Genomic DNA, 12,406 nt, shown 5'->3' on the forward strand with positions numbered 1-12,406 from the left:
GGCCTGTTGCCTCAGGACCCAACAGTGTGCCCAGCACAAAAGCCGGCCACCAGAAACCCCCAAGGACTCCTGGCAGTTGATGATCTCGCAAGCTTGTTGTTGTTCGTAATTCCTCTGCACCACCGGCCACCCACTACAGGCACCGGCAAACACTGTCCCAACCGCAAAAACCCTCACCCATGTGAGGCACGGGGGAGAAAAAGTGGTGCTCCTTAGAAAGGAGGTGATCCAGCCGCACCTTCCGGTACGGCTACCTTGTTACGACTTCGTCCCAATCGCCGATCCCACCTTCGACGGCTCCCTCCCAAGGGTTAGGCCACCGGCTTCGGGTGTTACCGACTTTCATGACGTGACGGGCGGTGTGTACAAGGCCCGGGAACGTATTCACCGCAGCGTTGCTGATCTGCGATTACTAGCGACTCCGACTTCACGGGGTCGAGTTGCAGACCCCGATCCGAACTGAGACCGGCTTTAAAGGATTCGCTAAACCTCACGGCATCGCAGCCCTTTGTACCGGCCATTGTAGCATGTGTGAAGCCCTGGACATAAGGGGCATGATGACTTGACGTCATCCCCACCTTCCTCCGAGTTGACCCCGGCAGTCTCTCACGAGTCCCCACCATAACGTGCTGGCAACATGAGACAAGGGTTGCGCTCGTTGCGGGACTTAACCCAACATCTCACGACACGAGCTGACGACAGCCATGCACCACCTGCACACAGGCCACAAGGGAACCGACATCTCTGCCGGCGTCCTGTGCATGTCAAACCCAGGTAAGGTTCTTCGCGTTGCATCGAATTAATCCACATGCTCCGCCGCTTGTGCGGGCCCCCGTCAATTCCTTTGAGTTTTAGCCTTGCGGCCGTACTCCCCAGGCGGGGTACTTAATGCGTTAGCTACGGCACGGATCCCTAAAGGAAGGAAACCCACACCTAGTACCCACCGTTTACGGCGTGGACTACCAGGGTATCTAATCCTGTTCGCTCCCCACGCTTTCGCTCCTCAGCGTCAGTTACTGCCCAGAGACCCGCCTTCGCCACCGGTGTTCCTCCTGATATCTGCGCATTCCACCGCTACACCAGGAATTCCAGTCTCCCCTACAGTACTCTAGTCTGCCCGTATCGCCCGCACGCCCACAGTTAAGCTGTGAGTTTTCACGAACAACGCGACAAACCACCTACGAGCTCTTTACGCCCAGTAATTCCGGACAACGCTCGCACCCTACGTATTACCGCGGCTGCTGGCACGTAGTTGGCCGGTGCTTCTTCTGTACCTACCGTCACCCCGCAGAAAACCACGGAGCTTCGCCGATACTGAAAGAGGTTTACAACCCGAAGGCCGTCATCCCCCACGCGGCGTCGCTGCATCAGGCTTGCGCCCATTGTGCAATATTCCCCACTGCTGCCTCCCGTAGGAGTCTGGGCCGTATCTCAGTCCCAGTGTGGCCGGACACCCTCTCAGGCCGGCTACCCGTCGTCGCCTTGGTAGGCCATCACCCCACCAACAAGCTGATAGGCCGCGGGCCCATCCCACACCGCAAAAGCTTTCCACCACAGAACATGCATCCCATGGTCCTATCCGGTATTAGACCCAGTTTCCCAGGCTTATCCCAGAGTGCAGGGCAGATCACCCACGTGTTACTCACCCGTTCGCCACTCGAGTACCCCCGAAAGGGCCTTTCCGTTCGACTTGCATGTGTTAAGCACGCCGCCAGCGTTCGTCCTGAGCCAGGATCAAACTCTCCAAACAAAAACCATTTGGAAACAATCCCAAAAACATCAGTCAAAAACTGACATCAAAAACAACACCACACCCCCAACACGGGGCGCCGAAGGCATGGCAAAAAACAACAACAAACAAAAACCACCAAACACACTATTGAGTTCTCAAACAACACGCCCGGTTTTCAGGCAACCCCGCCACTCTACTCGTACGCCGGAGTTGAGTCAACTCCGACGTTTTCGGGGCTACCGGAAAGGTCTTCCAGACTGCTCGACGATCCGCGTGCGGTTCGCCGGCCTGACCTATCTTACACGCTCGATTTCGGCGCCGAGACCGGCCAGGTACTCCACGAACAGCGGGTAGCCGCGATCGATGTGAAAGACGTCGTGAACCTCGGTGTCACCGTCTGCGACCAGGCCCGCAAGGACCAGACCGGCGCCGGCCCGGATATCGGAGGCCCACACCGGCGCGCTCGAGAGCTGAGGCAGACCGCGCACCACCGCGTGGTGTCCATCGGTGCGGGCGTCGGCGCCCAGGCGGATCATCTCCTCGACGAACCGGAACCGGGCCTCGAAGACGTTCTCGGTGATCATCGATGTGCCGTCGGCGATCGCCGCCAGGCCGATCGCCATCGGCTGCAGATCGGTGGGGAAACCCGGGAACGGCAGGGTCGCGACATTGACGGCCTTGGGCCGGTCGTACTGGACCACCCGGAAGCCGTTGTCTGATTGGGTGATGGTCGCCCCCGCGTCATGCAACTTGTGCAGGACGAGCTGCAGATGGGCCGGGTCGACACCGGTCACCGAGATATCGCCGCGGGTCATCACCGCCGCGATCGCCCAGGTGGCGGCGACGATCCGGTCGCCGATCACCTCGTGCTCGGTCGGGTGCAGACGCGGCACCCCGGTGATCTTCAGCGTCGGGGAGCCCGCACCTTCAACCTGCGCCCCCATCTGGTTGAGCATCGTGCACAGGTCGGCGACGTCCGGCTCGCGCGCAGCGTTGTGGATGGTCGTGACGCCCTCGGCCAGCACGGCGGCCATCAAGATGTTCTCGGTGGCGCCGACCGAGGGAAACTCCAGCTGGATCTCGGCGCCGCGCAGGGCGTCGGCGTGGGCGACCACACAGCCGTGTTCGATATTGCAGGTGGCGCCCAGCTGGCGCAGGCCGGCTTGGTGCATGTCCAGCGGGCGGGACCCGATGGCGTCACCGCCGGGCAGTGCGACCTTCGCACGCAGACAACGGCCCACCAGGGGCCCGAGCACACACACCGAGGCCCGGAACTGACGGACCGCGGCGAAGTCCGCGTCGTACTTGGGTTCGTCCGGCGAGGTGATCCGCACCGTGGTCCCGTCGAGCTCGACGTTGGCGCCCAACCCGCGCAGCACCTCGGCCATCAACGGCACGTCGAGAATGTCCGGGCAGTTGGTGATGGTGCTGGTGCCCTCGGCCAACAGCGCCGCGGCCATCAGTTTGAGGACGCTGTTCTTAGCGCCGCCGACGGCGACCTCACCGGACAACCGATTGCCGCCGGTAACCACGAAACGCTCACCCACCCGCGTCAGTGTAGTGAGGACTCGACGGCGATCCCGAATGAATGCCGGCGCGGACCCGAGCCCGACTCCCACCGGTTGCCGCGGCCGGTACGGTTTGGACCATGGCAGTGCATATCACCCGCGTCTACACGCGTACCGGCGATGACGGCACGACGGGGTTGAGCGACTTCTCCCGGGTTCCCAAGACCGATCCCCGGTTGGTGGCCTACGCCGATTGTGAGGAGGCCAACGCCGCAATCGGTGTCGCGATCGCGCTCGGCGACCCTGACGAACCGATCGGCGCAACACTGCTGCACATCCAGAATGATCTGTTCGACACCGGCGCCGATCTGGCCACTCCCGTAGTGGAGGACCCCAAATATCCACCGCTGCGGATCACCCAGGACTACATCGACCGCGTCGAAGCGTGGTGCGACGAATACAACGAACCGCTGCCGCCGTTGAACTCGTTCATCCTGCCGGGCGGTTCGCCGCTGTCGGCGTTGCTGCACGTGGCCCGCACCGCGGTGCGCCGCGCGGAGCGGTCGGCGTGGGCGGCGGCCGATGCCTATCCGACCGGCGTGTCGGTACTGCCGGCGAAATACCTGAATCGCTTGTCGGACTTGATGTTCGTGCTGTGCCGAGTGGCCAACGCCGACGGCGACGTGCTTTGGCAGCCCGGTGGGGATCGGACGGATCGTCCCGAAAAATAGGCGGAACCAACGGGTTTCGGCTGCTCAGTAACTGTGACGGCGAGACCGCGGTGACGGCCGTGCCTCCAGCCAGGAAAGGAATGCGGTGCGGGCGCCGCGGTCCAGCGCTATCTCGAACCCGGCCCGGCGCTCCCCCGTGGTGTCCCACAGTTCGAGCACCACGAGCTCGTCGGTCATGATGTCGAACTCGTCACCGCGGGGAGCGCGCCGCGCCACCACGTCCACGCCGCGGCGGGACAGGCGGCGATCCGGCCACAGCCGCACACTCGAAAGCCGGTAGAAGGCGGCCTCGCCGCCGCGGTAACGGACCACGCCGTGACGCCACCCGTGTCCGCCTACCGCCGGCAGGTCACGCATGATGGCCGCTGTACCGCCCTGACGCAGCTTCCACAACCGGTAGCTCAGCGCGACAACGGCACCGAAAAGCACGGCGACGAGCACGACCATGAACACCATGGGCGTGCTCATCGATTCACGCTCCGCTAATCGATGACACCCAGGGCGCGCAGCCTGGCTCTGCCCTGTGCGGCCATCTTGGGATCACCGGACTGGGCTTCGTGGCGAGCTGTCGCCTCATCGATCTCCGCGGCGAAGTCGACGGATTCGGCCAGAATGCTGACCCCCTCGTCGGTCACCGACAGGAAGCCGCCGTGCACGGCCAACCGCAGCTCGTCCTCCTCGACGCGATCCACGCGCACCATCGCGTCGTCGACGAGTTCGGCGACCAGCGGGATGTGACCCGGCATGATGCCGATCTCACCGACAGTGGTGCGGGTGAAGATGAACGTCGCCTTGCCCGACCACACCTTGCGATCGACCGCGACGATGTCGACGTCAAGCTCGGCCATTACCCACCGCCTTTCGCCGCCACAGGATTCCGGGTCACAGCTTGGCGCCCAGGCTCTCGGCCTTCTTGGCCAGGTCGTCGAGGCCACCGATCAGGAAGAACGCCTGCTCGGGCAGGTGGTCGAAGTCGCCCTTGGTCAACCGGTCGAAGGCCTCGATGGTCTCCTTGAGCGGAACCGTCGAGCCAGGCTGGCCGGTGAACTGCTCGGCCGCCATCATGTTCTGGCTCAGGAACCGCTCGATACGCCGCGCCCGGCCGACCAGCTGCTTGTCCTCTTCGGACAGCTCGTCGATACCGAGAATCGCGATGATGTCCTGCAAGTCCTTGTAACGCTGCAGGATCCGGATGACCTCCTGGGCGACACGGTAGTGGTCCTCACCGACGATGGCCGGGTCCAGGATCGTCGAGCTGGACGCCAGCGGGTCCACCGCCGGGAAGATGCCCTTGGAGAACACCGCACGGCTGAGCTCGGTGGTCGCGTCCAGGTGCGCGAAGGTGGTCGCCGGCGCCGGGTCGGTGTAGTCGTCGGCGGGCACGTACACGGCCTGCATCGAGGTGATGGACCGACCGCGGGTCGAGGTGATCCGCTCCTGAAGCTCGCCCATCTCGTCGGCCAGCGTGGGCTGGTAACCCACGGCAGAGGGCATCCGGCCCAGCAGGGTCGAGACCTCGGAGCCGGCCTGGGTGAACCGGAAGATGTTGTCGATGAACAGCAGCACGTCCTGGCCCGCCTCGTCGCGGAACCACTCGGCCATGGTCAGCGCCGACAACGCCACGCGCATACGAGTGCCCGGCGGCTCGTCCATCTGGCCGAACACCAGCGCGGTGTCCTTGAGCACGTTGGCGTCTTCGAGCTCGACCCACAGGTCGTTGCCCTCACGGGTGCGCTCGCCCACGCCGGCGAATACCGAGGTGCCGCCGAAGTTGCGGGCGATGCGGTTGATCATCTCCTGGATCAGCACCGTCTTGCCCACGCCGGCACCACCGAACAGGGCGATCTTGCCGCCACGCACGTACGGGGTGAGCAGGTCGACGACCTTCAGCCCGGTCTCGAGCATCTCGGTGCGGGGTTCCAGCTCGTTGAAGGGCGGCGGCTTGCGGTGGATGCCCCAGTGCTCGAAGTCCTCGCCGTAGCCCGGCTTGTCCAGGCAGTGGCCGAGGGCGTTGAAGACGTGGCCCTTGACCTCGTGACCGACCGGCACCGAGATCGCCGCGCCGGTGTCGGTCACCTCGACGCCGCGCACCAGGCCGTCGGTGGGCTGCATCGAGATGGTGCGGACCAGGTTGTCACCCAGGTGCTGGGCCACCTCGAGGGTCAGCGTCTTCGCCAGCTCCTCGAAGGTGATCTCGGCGTGCAGAGCGTTGAACAGCTCGGGCACCGCGCCCCGGGGGAACTCGACGTCGACGACGGGCCCGGTCACGCGCACCACGCGGCCGGCGGTTGTCTTGTCAGCGGTAACTGTCATTATCTTCTTCGCTTCCTAGTGCTTAGCGGGGCTTACCGGGCTGTGTCGGCGAGGGCGTTCGCACCACCGACGATTTCGCTGATTTCCTGGGTGATCTGGGCCTGGCGCTCGCGGTTGGCCTCCAGCGTCAACGCCTTGATCAAGTCGTCGGCGTTGTCGGTCGCCGACTTCATTGCGCGCTGGCGCGAGGCCAGCTCCGATGCCGCCGAGTCGAGCAGCGCCGCGTACACGCGGGTGGTCAGATACCGCGGCAGCAGCGAGTCGAACAGCGTGGTGGCGTCGGGCTCGAAGGAGTACAGGGTCTTCGGACCGCTCTCCTCGCCGACGTACTCCACCAGCATCGGTGCGATCCGCCGCGCCTCGGCCGACTGCGACAGCATCGAGCGGAAGTCGGTGGACACGATGTGCAGCTCATCGACGCCCAGCACCCCGTCGGCACCCGGGTGATCGTCGTCGTCGTCGACACCGGACATGAAGGCGTCGACCAGGGTCGAAGCGATCTCGGCGGCGTTCTCATAGGTCGGCTGCTCGGAGAAACCGGCCCACGAGTCGGTCACCTCCCAGTGCCGGAAGCTGTAGTAGGCCAGTGCCTTGCGGCCGACGACGTAGAGAACCGGATCCTTGCCCTCGGAGCGCAGCAGTGCGAACAGTTCCTCGGCCCGGCGGAAGACGTTGGCGTTGTATCCGCCACACAGGCCGCGGTCGCTCGAGACCACCAGCACGCCCGCCCGCTTGGGCTCGCCGCGCTCGACCAGCAGGGGGTGGTCCAGGGCCGCCTCGGCGGCCAACGTCGTGAGCATATGGGTGATCTCGGTGGCGTACGGCCGCGCCGTCTCGAGCCGGGCCTGCGCCCGGCCGATACGCGAGGTGGCGATCAGCTCCTGGGCCTTGGTGATCTTCTTGATCGACCCGGCGGAGCGGATTCGCCCGCGTAGTTCGCGAAGTGTGGCTGCCATGGCGAAGTTACTTCTTCTTCGCCGGCGCGGCCCTGCGGACCTGCACCGCTTCCTTGCCGAGCTTGTCTTCGTCGAGCGCCTCGACGTGTTCGTCGGGAACCACGGAGCTGCCGTCGGTGGCGGCGAAGCCCTTCTTGAACTGTCCGATGACCGCGACCAGCTTCTCGCTGGCCTCATCGGAAAGCTTCTTGGACTCGCGTATCCCGCTCAGGATCTCACCCTCCGAGGCCCGGATGTGGTCCAGCAGCTCGGCTTCGAAACGGGCGACGTCCTCGACCGGCACCGAGTCCAGGTGCCCCTCGGTACCCAGGAAGACGGCGACCACCTGCTCCTCGACGGGCATCGGCGCGTACTGCGGCTGCTTGAGCAGCTCGACGAGCCGGGCACCCCGCTCCAGCTGGGCCTTGCTGGTGGCGTCCAGGTCGGAGGCGAACGCGGCGAAGGCCTCCAGCTCGCGGTACTGCGACAGGTCCAGACGCAGCGAGCCGGCCACCTCCTTCATCGCCTTGATCTGGGCGGCGCCGCCGACGCGGGACACCGACACACCGACGTTGATGGCCGGCCGCACACCCTGGTTGAACAGGTCGCTCTCCAGGAAGCACTGGCCGTCGGTGATCGAGATGACGTTGGTCGGGATGTAGGCCGAGATGTCGTTGGCCTTGGTCTCGATGATCGGCAGACCGGTCAGCGACCCGCCGCCGAGCTCATCGGAGAGCTTCGCGCAACGCTCCAACAGCCGCGAGTGCAGGTAGAACACGTCACCCGGGTAGGCCTCACGGCCCGGCGGGCGACGCAGCAGCAGCGAGATGGCCCGGTAGGCCTCGGCCTGCTTGGTCAGGTCGTCGAACACGATCAGGACGTGCTTGCCCTGGTACATCCAGTGCTGGGCGATCGCCGAGCCGGTGTAGGGGGCCAGCCACTTGAAGCCGGCGGAGTCCGAGGCCGGAGCGGCCACGATCGTGGTGTAGTCCATGGCGCCGCCCTCTTCCAGCGCGCGACGCACGCTGGCAATGGTGGTGCCCTTCTGGCCGATCGCGACATACACGCAGCGGACCTGCTGGTTGGGGTCGCCGGTCTCCCAGTTCTGGCGCTGGTTGAGGATGGTGTCCACACAGAGCGCGGTCTTGCCGGTCTTGCGGTCACCGATGATGAGCTGACGCTGGCCGCGACCGATCGGGGTCATGGCGTCGACGGCCTTGACACCGGTCTGCAGCGGCTCGCTGACGCTCTGGCGCTGCACCACCGAGGGAGCCTGCATCTCCAGCGGACGACGGGTCTCGGCCTCGATCTCACCGCGGGCGTCGATCGGCTGGCCGAGCGGGTTGACGACGCGACCGAGGAAGCCGTCGCCGACCGGCACGGACAGCACCTCGCCGGTGCGCTTGACCTGCTGGCCCTCTTCGATGTTCTCGAAGTTGCCCAGGATCACCGCGCCGACGTTGTGCTCGTCGAGGTTCAGGGCCACGCCCAGCACCCCGCCGGGGAACTCCAGGAGCTCCTGGGTCATCACCGAAGGCAGGCCCTCGACGTGTGCGATGCCGTCGCCGGCGTCGATGACGGTGCCGACCTCCTCGCGCGCGGTGTCGGCGCTGAAGGAGCTCACGTACTCCTCGATCGCCCCCTGAATGTCGTCAGAGGAGATTGTCAACTCTGCCATGGCTTTTCGTCTTCCTGCCTTCGAATGGGTATTGGGCTCTGAGACCTGGTAGGTCCGGGTGGGTCTTGGTCAGTCGGGCAACTGCGTCTTCGCGGCGGCCAGGCGCGAGGCAAGCGTCCCGTCGATCACCTCGTCGCCGACCGAGATCGCCAGCCCGCCCAGCAGTGCGGGGTCGACGCCGACCTGCACACGCACCGGGTGGTTGTAGATCCGACTCAGCACGGTGTTGAGCCGGCTGCGCTGGGCTTCGCTCAGTTCGGCGGCCGCGCCGACGTGCGCCACCACCTCGCCGCGGCGCGCCACCGCGATCTGGGCGAGTTCGGTGACCGCCTGGTGCGCGGACTGACCGCGCAGCAACCGGATGGTCTGCTCCAGCAGCGCCGTCGTGATCGGGCTGGCGCCGCTTCCACCGCCGATGATGTTGCGCAGCAACCCGACCCGGCCCGCAGCCGGCGATGCGGTGTCACCGAGCAGGGCGTCCAGCCGGGGTTGGGCGTCGATCACGCGGGAGAACCGGAAAAGCTGGTCCTCCACCTCATCGACCGTGCCTTGGCGCTCGGCGGAGAGCAGCAGCGTCTGCCGGGCGACGTGTTCGACCGCCGCGATCAGGTCGGCCTGGTTGGACCACCGGGCAGACGCGGCGTCGGTCACCAGCGCCAGGGCGGGAGCACCGATCTTGTCGGCGAACAGCCGCTGCACCAGGCGCAGCTTCGGCGAGGCGTCCTCGGTCGGCTGGCTCAGGTGCCGTGCCACCACGGTCTCGCGCTCGAGCAGTTCGGCGACCGCGGTCAGGTCAGCGGCCAGAGCGGACAAGCCCTGCTCATCCAGGTCGCCTGTCACCTCGCCGAATTTGTCCAGCAGGCCCGCCAGCGCCTCCCGGCTGGCGGAGCGCATGCGGGCCTGGATCGGCGATTCGACGTCGATCGACTTCGGCGCCATCGCTTCGAGCTCGTCGAGGAACCGGTCGACGGTGGCGGCCTGCCGTTTCGGGTCGGCGACGTAGTCGCGAACCAGCTCGGCCGCCCGCTGTACGGCTTCCGCCCCGAGGCCGGACCGCAGTTCGCGGATCAACTGGGCACGCATCAGACCGACCTGCTGGCCGCCGGTGGTCTTGACGCGTTCGGCGTCGACACCGGCCTGACCGCGCAGTTGCTCGGCGATCCGCTCGGCGTCGGTGCGGGCTTCGGCGGTGACCCGCTGCGCCTCGCTCTCGGCGTTGGCCAGCGCGGTGGAGTGCGCCTGGCCGGCCTCGGCCAGCCGGGCGGCGGCCGCGGCAGCCTCTTCCAACTGCCGGCGCACCGACTCCTGCTGGTCGGCCATCAGCTTGCGCACCGGCGGAACCACGAACTTGACCAACAGCCAGACGATGACCGCAAAGCCGGCCAGCTGTCCGATGAATGTCGACATCTTTGTTGCTACCGCCCCGTGCTCGCCGCGGAGAGTGTCTCGACCTCGACGCCGAGAATCCGACTGGCCAGGGTGGTCGACAACGTCGCCACCCGGGCCTGCAGCTGCTCACTCACCGCATCGCCTTCCTGCTTGAGCTGGTCGGTGGCGGCCTGCAATGTCGAGGCCACCTCCGCCTCCGCTGCCGACCGCTGCTCTTCGATGGCCTTGCGGCCCTCGGCCCGAGCTTCGTCGCGAACCGTCGACGCCTCCAGGCGCGCCGCCGCCATCTGCTTCTCGTAGTCGGCGTCCGCGGCAGCGAACTGCTCGGCTGACTCGCGGTTGTCGGCGAGCGTCTTGGTGACCATGTTCTCGCGCTCCCGCAGCACCTTCATGATCGGCGGCACGACGAAAGTGCTGATCACGCCGAGCACGATCAGGAAGATCGCGAGCACGGCGAAGAAGGTGCCGTCGGGTACAAGGAAGCTCTTCTTCGGGCCTTCCTCGGCCGCCTGGCTCAGTACCAGAACAGCAACGCTCATGTCACCCATGGTGCGCGTTACTGCGTCGCGGCGATCGGGGTGGCGAAGACGAACAACGCCATGAAGGCCAGGTTGATGAAGTAGGCCGCCTCGACCAGACCAACCGTGATGAAGAACGGGGTGAACAGCCGGCCCTGAGCCTCGGGCTGACGGGCGATACCGGCGATCAGCGCATTACCGGCGATACCGTCACCGATACCGGCGCCGATGGCGCCGCCGCCCATGATGAGGCCGCCGCCGATGAGTGCCCCAAGTCCGATCAGATTGGGATCTGCCATTTCATATCCTCCTTGCTAGCTGGTAGTGCTCTACCAGGTCTGATGTGTCGTGCAGGTTCTAGTGGTGGTCTTCATCGAGCTCCATGGCCTGGCTGAAGTACAAGATGGTCAGCAGCGCGAAGATGAAGGCCTGGATCAGGCCGACGAACAGGTCGAAGGACTTCCAGATCGCGTTCGGCAGCACCATGAAGTAGGGCCCGAGCAACGCGATCAGGCTGACCAGGATGCCGCCGGCGAAGATGTTGCCGAACAGACGCAGGGACAGCGAGACCGGCTTGGCGATCTCCTCGACCAGGTTGATCGGCGCCAGCACCGTCACGTGGCCCTTGAGCACCCGCAGCGGGTGGCCGATGAAGCCCCGACGCCAGAAGCCGGCCAGGTGGTAGCCGACGAAGACGAAGAGCGCCAGCGCCAGCACGAAGTTGATGTCGGCAGCAGCTGAAGAAAGCAACTCGTGGACGCCGTGCTCGTTGGAGTACTGCACGGGCAGCACCGAGAGCCAGTTGCAGGTCAGGATGAATACGAAGATGGTGACCGCCAGCGGCAACACGAACGGCGCGATCTTCATCCCGATGGCGCCCTCGACCTGGTTGCGCATCTGAATGGTGATGGCCTCGAAGAACAGCTGTACACCGCTGGGAACCCCGGTGGAAGTGACCTTGGCACGCAGGAACAGCGCCAGGGCGATCACGATCACTGCGGCGATCGAGCTGGAGATGATGGTGTCGATGTTGACCTCACCGAGCAGCGGCCACACCGCGGTCTCGTGGTGGCCGACCTCGATGCCTCCCGCGGCCAGGATCGACTCAGTCATTTTCCGTCCCTTCAGCGCCGGACTCAGACGCTTGCGCGCGGAGCTTTCTTACCACTGGCAGCATGGTGGTCAGCACCAACACCACCTCGAACAAGGCCAATCCGAACAGTGCACCGAGGCCCTCGGGCCGGAACTGGTAGGCGATCGCCAGGCCGATCACGCTGATGACCAGCAGGCGGGACGCCGAGTTCAGCGCCATCTTCTTCTTCAGCGGATGGTCTTGGGCGGTGATCCTCAGCGCCGACCGGCGGATCAGCAGCGCATTGGCCAGCCCGAGCGCCAGGCCCAGCCCGAAGAACACCCCGAACATCGGCCGGCCGAACTGGGCGGCCGCGGCGATCGCGACACCGGTCAGTGCCGCACAGATGAGCAGCAGCCGAATCGGCTGAAATACCACCGACGGCAACACCAACGGCGCATCCTGCGCTGGTGTCGTCACCGCCTCACCCCAATCTCGACTTGCTCTGTGTCACTGTCGTGAAGTTGCCC

General features: G+C 65.5%; 12 protein-coding genes and 1 rRNA gene. 1 reads left to right on the forward strand and 12 read right to left on the reverse strand.

What is annotated here, in order from left to right; genetic code table 11:
* Window positions 1–216 precede the first annotated feature (216 nt).
* Together G6N23_RS14000 and murA are read right to left on the reverse strand one after the other, a co-directional pair.
* Window positions 217–1,750 (reverse strand): 16S ribosomal RNA (locus tag G6N23_RS14000).
* A 275-nt stretch (window positions 1,751–2,025) separates the two neighbouring features.
* Window positions 2,026–3,279 carry a UDP-N-acetylglucosamine 1-carboxyvinyltransferase gene (gene murA / locus G6N23_RS14005; RefSeq protein ID WP_085261874.1) on the reverse strand — a complete coding sequence of 418 codons (1,254 nt, stop codon included), beginning with the start codon at window positions 3,277–3,279 and terminating at the stop codon, window positions 2,026–2,028.
* Between the two features lie 101 nt (window positions 3,280–3,380).
* Here murA and G6N23_RS14010 point away from each other — a divergent pair, with 101 nt between their 5' ends.
* Complete coding sequence (locus G6N23_RS14010; RefSeq protein WP_085261875.1) at window positions 3,381–3,971, forward strand: cob(I)yrinic acid a,c-diamide adenosyltransferase; 591 nt, start codon at window positions 3,381–3,383, stop codon at window positions 3,969–3,971.
* A gap of 24 nt (window positions 3,972–3,995) precedes the next feature.
* Here the strand turns inward: G6N23_RS14010 and G6N23_RS14015 are convergent, their stop codons facing one another.
* From G6N23_RS14015 to G6N23_RS14060, 10 genes are all read right to left on the reverse strand, one after another.
* Window positions 3,996–4,439, reverse strand: a complete 444-nt coding sequence (locus tag G6N23_RS14015; protein WP_085261876.1) for a DUF2550 domain-containing protein — start codon at window positions 4,437–4,439, stop codon at window positions 3,996–3,998.
* A 14-nt stretch (window positions 4,440–4,453) separates the two neighbouring features.
* Window positions 4,454–4,819, reverse strand: coding sequence for a F0F1 ATP synthase subunit epsilon (locus G6N23_RS14020; RefSeq protein ID WP_085261877.1), 366 nt, complete (start codon window positions 4,817–4,819; stop codon window positions 4,454–4,456).
* 34 nt (window positions 4,820–4,853) lie between these two features.
* Window positions 4,854–6,284, reverse strand: coding sequence for a F0F1 ATP synthase subunit beta (gene atpD, locus G6N23_RS14025; protein ID WP_085261878.1), 1,431 nt, complete (start codon window positions 6,282–6,284; stop codon window positions 4,854–4,856).
* A 32-nt stretch (window positions 6,285–6,316) separates the two neighbouring features.
* The gene (locus tag G6N23_RS14030; protein ID WP_085261879.1) at window positions 6,317–7,240 is read right to left on the reverse strand and encodes a F0F1 ATP synthase subunit gamma; all 924 of its coding nucleotides are present in this window, start codon (window positions 7,238–7,240) and stop codon (window positions 6,317–6,319) included.
* Between the two features lie 7 nt (window positions 7,241–7,247).
* Window positions 7,248–8,897 (reverse strand): F0F1 ATP synthase subunit alpha, encoded by a 1,650-nt coding sequence (gene atpA / locus G6N23_RS14035; RefSeq protein ID WP_085261880.1) that lies wholly within the window; start codon window positions 8,895–8,897, stop codon window positions 7,248–7,250.
* Between the two features lie 69 nt (window positions 8,898–8,966).
* Complete coding sequence (locus G6N23_RS14040; protein WP_085261881.1) at window positions 8,967–10,304, reverse strand: F0F1 ATP synthase subunit B/delta; 1,338 nt, start codon at window positions 10,302–10,304, stop codon at window positions 8,967–8,969.
* Between the two features lie 8 nt (window positions 10,305–10,312).
* A complete protein-coding gene (locus G6N23_RS14045) occupies window positions 10,313–10,834 on the reverse strand; it encodes a F0F1 ATP synthase subunit B (protein WP_085261882.1) in 522 nt (173 codons plus the stop codon).
* A gap of 8 nt (window positions 10,835–10,842) precedes the next feature.
* The gene (locus G6N23_RS14050; RefSeq protein WP_085261883.1) at window positions 10,843–11,103 is read right to left on the reverse strand and encodes a F0F1 ATP synthase subunit C; all 261 of its coding nucleotides are present in this window, start codon (window positions 11,101–11,103) and stop codon (window positions 10,843–10,845) included.
* Between the two features lie 58 nt (window positions 11,104–11,161).
* Window positions 11,162–11,917, reverse strand: coding sequence for a F0F1 ATP synthase subunit A (gene atpB, locus G6N23_RS14055; protein ID WP_085261884.1), 756 nt, complete (start codon window positions 11,915–11,917; stop codon window positions 11,162–11,164).
* Complete coding sequence (locus G6N23_RS14060; RefSeq protein ID WP_085261885.1) at window positions 11,910–12,356, reverse strand: ATP synthase subunit I; 447 nt, start codon at window positions 12,354–12,356, stop codon at window positions 11,910–11,912. The genes atpB and G6N23_RS14060 overlap by 8 nt, the downstream gene beginning before the upstream one ends.
* Between the last annotated feature and the right edge of the window lie 50 nt (window positions 12,357–12,406).

Source organism: Mycolicibacter terrae (genome assembly GCF_010727125.1).
GTDB classification, from domain to species: Bacteria; Actinomycetota; Actinomycetes; order Mycobacteriales; family Mycobacteriaceae; genus Mycobacterium; species Mycobacterium terrae.

Bases quoted from the DNA above. Each gene is read 5' to 3' on its own strand.
- atpB (WP_085261884.1), bottom strand. From the start codon at position 11,917: ATGACTGAGTCGATCCTGGCCGCGGGAGGCATCGAGGTCGGCCACCAC.
- G6N23_RS14030 (WP_085261879.1), bottom strand. From the start codon at position 7,240: ATGGCAGCCACACTTCGCGAACTACGCGGGCGAATCCGCTCCGCCGGG.
- atpD (WP_085261878.1), bottom strand. From the start codon at position 6,284: ATGACAGTTACCGCTGACAAGACAACCGCCGGCCGCGTGGTGCGCGTG.
- G6N23_RS14015 (WP_085261876.1), bottom strand. From the start codon at position 4,439: ATGAGCACGCCCATGGTGTTCATGGTCGTGCTCGTCGCCGTGCTTTTC.
- G6N23_RS14045 (WP_085261882.1), bottom strand. From the start codon at position 10,834: ATGGGTGACATGAGCGTTGCTGTTCTGGTACTGAGCCAGGCGGCCGAG.
- G6N23_RS14040 (WP_085261881.1), bottom strand. From the start codon at position 10,304: ATGTCGACATTCATCGGACAGCTGGCCGGCTTTGCGGTCATCGTCTGG.
- G6N23_RS14010 (WP_085261875.1), top strand. From the start codon at position 3,381: ATGGCAGTGCATATCACCCGCGTCTACACGCGTACCGGCGATGACGGC.
- atpA (WP_085261880.1), bottom strand. From the start codon at position 8,897: ATGGCAGAGTTGACAATCTCCTCTGACGACATTCAGGGGGCGATCGAG.
- G6N23_RS14020 (WP_085261877.1), bottom strand. From the start codon at position 4,819: ATGGCCGAGCTTGACGTCGACATCGTCGCGGTCGATCGCAAGGTGTGG.
- G6N23_RS14050 (WP_085261883.1), bottom strand. From the start codon at position 11,103: ATGGCAGATCCCAATCTGATCGGACTTGGGGCACTCATCGGCGGCGGC.